General features: G+C 64.4%; 6 protein-coding genes and 1 pseudogene. 4 read left to right on the top strand and 3 right to left on the bottom strand.

What is annotated here, in order from left to right; all coding sequences use genetic code 11:
• A partial coding sequence (gene accB / locus ABWP09_RS11430; RefSeq protein WP_353205264.1) for an acetyl-CoA carboxylase biotin carboxyl carrier protein occupies positions 1–464 on the bottom strand: 464 nt, incomplete at its 3' end.
• A 35-nt stretch (positions 465–499) separates the two neighbouring features.
• A complete protein-coding gene (aroQ, locus tag ABWP09_RS11425) occupies positions 500–934 on the bottom strand; it encodes a type II 3-dehydroquinate dehydratase (protein WP_353205263.1) in 435 nt (144 codons plus the stop codon).
• A gap of 227 nt (positions 935–1,161) precedes the next feature.
• Here aroQ and thiS point away from each other — a divergent pair.
• From thiS to ABWP09_RS11405, 4 genes and pseudogenes are all read left to right on the top strand, one after another.
• Positions 1,162–1,321: pseudogene (thiS, locus tag ABWP09_RS11420) on the top strand (sulfur carrier protein ThiS); the annotation flags it as partial.
• 84 nt (positions 1,322–1,405) lie between these two features.
• Complete coding sequence (locus ABWP09_RS11415) at positions 1,406–2,218, top strand: bifunctional sulfur carrier protein/thiazole synthase protein (protein ID WP_502959794.1); 813 nt, start codon at positions 1,406–1,408, stop codon at positions 2,216–2,218.
• 43 nt (positions 2,219–2,261) lie between these two features.
• The gene (locus tag ABWP09_RS11410; RefSeq protein ID WP_353205262.1) at positions 2,262–3,032 is read left to right on the top strand and encodes an alpha/beta hydrolase; all 771 of its coding nucleotides are present in this window, start codon (positions 2,262–2,264) and stop codon (positions 3,030–3,032) included.
• 116 nt (positions 3,033–3,148) lie between these two features.
• A complete protein-coding gene (locus ABWP09_RS11405) occupies positions 3,149–3,319 on the top strand; it encodes a CsbD family protein (RefSeq protein ID WP_353205261.1) in 171 nt (56 codons plus the stop codon).
• A gap of 34 nt (positions 3,320–3,353) precedes the next feature.
• Here the strand turns inward: ABWP09_RS11405 and ABWP09_RS11400 are convergent, their stop codons facing one another.
• A complete protein-coding gene (locus ABWP09_RS11400; RefSeq protein ID WP_353205260.1) occupies positions 3,354–5,039 on the bottom strand; it encodes a thiamine pyrophosphate-binding protein in 1,686 nt (561 codons plus the stop codon).
• Position 5,040 lies beyond the last annotated feature (1 nt).

Raw genomic sequence — 5,040 nt, 5'->3', positions numbered from 1 at the left:
AGCGGTTGGTCGAATTCGACCGGCTGGCCGCTGGTGACCAGCACCATCTTTACGACCCCGGCAGTGGGCGCGAGAATCGGGTTCATGACCTTCATCGCCTCGACGATCAGCAAAGTGTCGCCAGCTGCAACGGTGTCGCCGACATTGACGAACGCCTTCGCCTCCGGGTTGGGCGAGAGGTAGGCGGTGCCGACCATCGGCGATTTGACCGCATTGGCGGTCGACGGCGCGGCCGAGGGCGGTGCCGCGCCAAGCTCGGTCGGTGCCACGATCGGGGCCGCGACCGGTGCCGGGGCATATTGTACTGACTGCGCGATGGCGGCGGCTTTACGCGCGATCTTGATCTTGCGCCCGCCATCCTCGACTTCGATCTCGGTCAGGTTGGTATCATCGAGCAATTGCGCGAGTTGGCGCACCAGATCGACGTCGATCCGCATTGCGTCCTGTTGTTTGTCTTCGGCCATGCGCCACATGCTCCCCTTATTCGGCTTCTGTCCTGTCAGAGTCGCGCGGCGGCTTCAAGCGCCAGCAGGTACGAAAGCGCGCCAAAGCCGCTGATCGTGCCGTGCGCGACGGGGGAGATACGGCTGATATGGCGAAAGGCTTCGCGCGCGTGCGGGTTGGAGAGGTGGACTTCGATCACCGGCGTGGCGATCGCCTTGATCGCGTCATAGAGCGCGATCGAGGTGTGCGTGAACGCGCCGGCGTTGAGGATCACCGCTTTGGCCGGGAGCGCCTGCGCCTCGTGCAGCCAGTCGATCAAATGCCCCTCGTGATTCGATTGGCGCAAGTCGATCGCGAGGCCCAAGGCGCGTGCCCGGTCCTCCAACTGCCCGGCAATGTCATCGAGCGTGTCGTGGCCGTAAATCTCCGGCTCGCGCGTGCCGAGGAGATTGAGGTTCGGGCCGTTGAGGACGAAGATCGTGTCGGACATTGCGGGCTTTCGGTTGAACGGTGCTGGTCCAGCGCTTAGGTGACGAGCCTACCATAGCCCGTTCGCCCTGAGCTTGTCGAAGGGCTGTTCTTTCTTCCTCGCGGGTGGAAGAGGAGAGCAGGGCGTCGATATGCTACCCGAACGGGAACTTCAGGATCGTGCAAGCTCACACCGACCAAACCCTCTCGATCCAGGTCAATGGCGAGCCTCGCCGCGTTCGCGCCGGGATGAGCCTGGCCGATCTCGCCGCCGAGCTCGGCCTTGCGCCCGAAAAGGTTGCGGTCGAGCGGAACCTGTCGGTCGTGCCGCGATCCACACTGGCGCAAGTGCTGGTTGAGGATGGTGACGAAATCGAGATCGTCCACTTCGTCGGCGGCGGCTGATTCGTGCTGTGCTCCTGCTAAGGCAGGAGCCTAGGGTATCGTGCGTTGCGCGAGCGGCGTGGGTTCCTGCCTTCGCCGGAAAACAAGAATGAATCTGGGATTTGAAATGCATATCGCCACCCCCATCGTTGCTGCCGACACCTGGACCGTCGCGGGCCGTACCTTCACCTCGCGCCTGATCGTCGGCACGGGAAAATATAAAGATTTCGCGCAGAACGCCGCCGCGCTCGAGGCATCAGGCGCTGAAATCGTGACGGTCGCGGTGCGTCGTGTGAACGTTTCCGACCCGAACGCGCCGATGTTGACCGACTTTATCGACCCGAAAAAGGTCACCTATCTCCCCAACACCGCCGGCTGTTTTGATGCCGAATCGGCGATCCGCACGCTGCGCCTCGCGCGCGAGGCGGGTGGTTGGGATCTGGTGAAGCTCGAAGTGTTGGGCGAGGCGCGGACACTCTATCCCGACATGGTCGAGACGCTGCGCGCGACCGAAATCCTCGCCAAGGAAGGCTTTCTGCCGATGGTCTATTGCGTCGATGATCCGATTGCGGCGAAGCGGCTGGAAAATGTCGGCGCGGTCGCGATCATGCCGCTCGGTGCGCCGATCGGCTCGGGCCTCGGCATTCAGAACCGCGTGACGATCCGCCTGATCGTTGAGGGCGCGAGCGTGCCGGTACTGGTCGATGCCGGGGTCGGCACCGCGTCGGATGCGGCGGCGGCGATGGAATTGGGCTGCGACGGCGTGCTGATGAACACCGCGATCGCCGAAGCCAAGGACCCGGTGATGATGGCGGCAGCGATGAAGGCCGGGGTTGAGGCGGGGCGGCTGGCCTATCTCGCCGGGCGGATGGGGAAGCGAATGTATGCCGATCCGTCGAGCCCGCTTGCCGGGCTGATCTGAGCGCCAATTGTAACTTTGCGGCGCCGATGTTCGAATTGGAGGCATGATGCTGCTCATCCGCGCGCTCCTGTTCCTCGCCCTCGGTGCGATCGGCGGTTGCAACGCCGTCGCGCCGACGCAGAATGCCGCTGCGCCGTTCGTGGCGACTTCGCGTACGCTCACGCTGAAGGCGCAGGATGGCGTGACGGTCTATGCCCGGCTCTACCCGGCCGAGAGCCCGAAGGCCGTCATCCTGCTGTTCCACCAGGCGGGATCGAGCAAGGACGAATATGCGACGATCGCGCCGCGATTGGTCGCGGCGGGCTATAGCGCGCTGGCGATCGATCAGCGTTCGGGCGGGGGGCCGTACGGCCCCAACGAAACCGCCGCGCATATGAGCGGCAAGCCCGACTATTTCGCCGCCGCGCAGGATTTGCAGGCGGCGGTCGATTGGGCGCAAGCCCAAAAAGTGCCGGCGGTGATCTGGGGCAGCAGTTATTCCGCGTCGCTGGTGTTCCCGCTCGCCGTAAAAAACGCAGGCAAGATCAGGGGTGTGCTCGCCTTTTCTCCCGGCGAATATTTCGATGACACGCATCTGGTCGAGGCTGCCGCGGCGCGCGTGACGGTACCGGTGTATCTCACGTCCTCCCCTGATCCGGAGGAAGTCGCGGCGGCCAAGGCGATTGCCGATGCGGTGCCGTCGGGTCTCGCGATGCGCTACGTCCCGACCGAGGGCGTTCACGGTGCCTCGACGCTGATCGCGGCGAAGGACCCCAAAGGTGCCGAGACCAATTGGCTGCCGGTGCTGTCATTCCTGAAGAAAATCGCGCCGTAAAAAAGCGTTCTGGCGCGCATCGCGGCGCGGAACCGCGCAGACTTTCGGCCGTTCTTTACCCCATGAGTAGGAGATGCCGACGCGCGGCATCGCTCTGAACCGAAAGGATATTTTCCATGGGTGAACTCGTCGACAAGATCAAAGGCAACGTCAACGAAGCGCTTGGCAAGGCCAAGCAGCACAGCGACAATCCCGATACGCAGGCCGAGGGTGTCGCGCAGGAATTGAAGGGCAAGGTCCAGCAGACCGCCGGCAAGATCAAGGGCGCGCTCGGCGACGATATCTGAGCCGAACCCCTGCGCTTGCAGAGAGGCCGCACCGTCAGTTCGGTGCGGCCTTTTTTGCGTTTGCGGTTACCGCGCTGAGCGTCGTTCCGGCGGTGATCTGCTCGATATCGGTCTTGAGATGGAGCAAGCGCACGCCCGGCTGCGCCATTGCGCGGGCGAGCGCGGGGGCGAAGTCGGCGGTCGTCTCGACCGTCTCCGCCCAGCAGCCATAGGCGCGGCCAAGTGCGGCGAAATCGGGATTTTGCAGCCGCGTGCCACTAACGCGATCGGGATATTCGCGCTCTTGATGCATCCGTATCGTGCCATAGCCGCTGTTATCGATCACCAGCACCAGCATTTTCGCGCCGTGCGCGACCGCGGTGGCGAGTTCCTGCCCGTTCATCAGGAAGCACCCATCGCCCGCGAGCGCGACGACGGTGCGGTCAGGATGGCGGAGCGCTGCGGCGGTGGCGGCGGGGACGCCATAGCCCATCGCGCCAGCGGTGGGGGCGAGTTGCGTGCCCGGCCCGGCATAGCGCCAATAGCGGTGCCACCAGCCGCTGTAATTGCCCGCGCCGTTGCAGATGATGCTGTCGGCGGGAAGCTGCTCGCGCATCGCCGCGACGCAGAGGCCGAGGTCGAGGGTTACGCCTTCGCGCGGGGCGGGGGTGGACCAGGCGAGGTATTCGGCATGGGCTTCGGCGCCACCGTCGAATCGTCCGATACCGTCGGGCAAGTCCTCCAAGTCCATCGCGAAGCTCAACATCGTCGCGCAGATCGCTTGGTCAGCACGATACACACTGTTCAACTCGGACGGATCAGGGTGGACGTGGACAAGCGTTGAGTTGGGGTGCTCTGGCGTTATCAAGGTGTAGCCATCAGTCGTCGCTTCGCCCAATCGGGGGCCGACCACGATCAACAGATCGGATTCCTTGATACGCTTCACGAGCTGTGGGTTCGGCCCGTATCCGAGGTTTCCGGCATAGCACGGCGAAGTGTTGAGAATTGCATCCTGACGCCGGAACGCGGCCGCCACAGGGATACCAAATCGTTCGGCAAACGCGGTAAAGCGTTCTGCGGATAATCCATTCCAACCCGCGCCGCCGATAATCGCCACCGGTCGCTCCGCACCGTACAGCCAGTCGGCTAGACGGTCTTGAATGTCATGCGGGTTTGACGAAATGGCGGGAGGCCAGACCCGCGGCCGATCCACCGTGACCACCTCGTCCAGCAACATATCCTCGGGCAGCGCCAGCACCACCGGCCCCGGCCGCCCGCTCATCGCGACGTTCCAGGCGCGCGCGACATATTCGGGGATGCGGCGGGCGTCGTCGATCTTGGCGGCCCATTTGGCGATGGGACCGAACATCGCGGGAAAATCGATCTCCTGAAACGCCTCGCGGTCTTTCGTGCCGCGGTCGACGTCGCCGATGAACAGCACCATCGGCTGGCTGTCCTGCATCGCGACGTGGACGCCGATGCTGGCATTGGTCGCGCCCGGCCCGCGCGTGACGAACGCTACGCCCGGTCGCCCGGTCATCGCGCCATCGGCGCACGCCATGAAGCCGACGCCGCCCTCCTGCCGACACACGACAAGATCGATCTCGGGCGTATCGTGGAGCGCGTCGAGTACGGCGAGGAAGCTTTCGCCGGGGACGGTGAAGATGCGGTCGCAGCCCTGCGCGACGAGCTGATCGACGAGGATACGCCCGCCGGTGCGGGGGAGGGGGGAGGTGGTCATG

Source organism: Sphingomonas sp., assembly GCF_040398505.1.
Taxonomy (GTDB): domain Bacteria; phylum Pseudomonadota; class Alphaproteobacteria; order Sphingomonadales; family Sphingomonadaceae; genus Sphingomonas.
This window is presented reverse-complemented; position numbering and strand designations above follow the sequence as displayed.

Bases quoted from the DNA above. Each gene is read 5' to 3' on its own strand.
- aroQ (WP_353205263.1), bottom strand. From the start codon at position 934: ATGTCCGACACGATCTTCGTCCTCAACGGCCCGAACCTCAATCTCCTC.
- ABWP09_RS11415 (WP_502959794.1), top strand. From the start codon at position 1,406: ATGAATCTGGGATTTGAAATGCATATCGCCACCCCCATCGTTGCTGCC.
- ABWP09_RS11410 (WP_353205262.1), top strand. From the start codon at position 2,262: ATGATGCTGCTCATCCGCGCGCTCCTGTTCCTCGCCCTCGGTGCGATC.
- ABWP09_RS11405 (WP_353205261.1), top strand. From the start codon at position 3,149: ATGGGTGAACTCGTCGACAAGATCAAAGGCAACGTCAACGAAGCGCTT.
- ABWP09_RS11400 (WP_353205260.1), bottom strand. From the start codon at position 5,039: ATGACCACCTCCCCCCTCCCCCGCACCGGCGGGCGTATCCTCGTCGAT.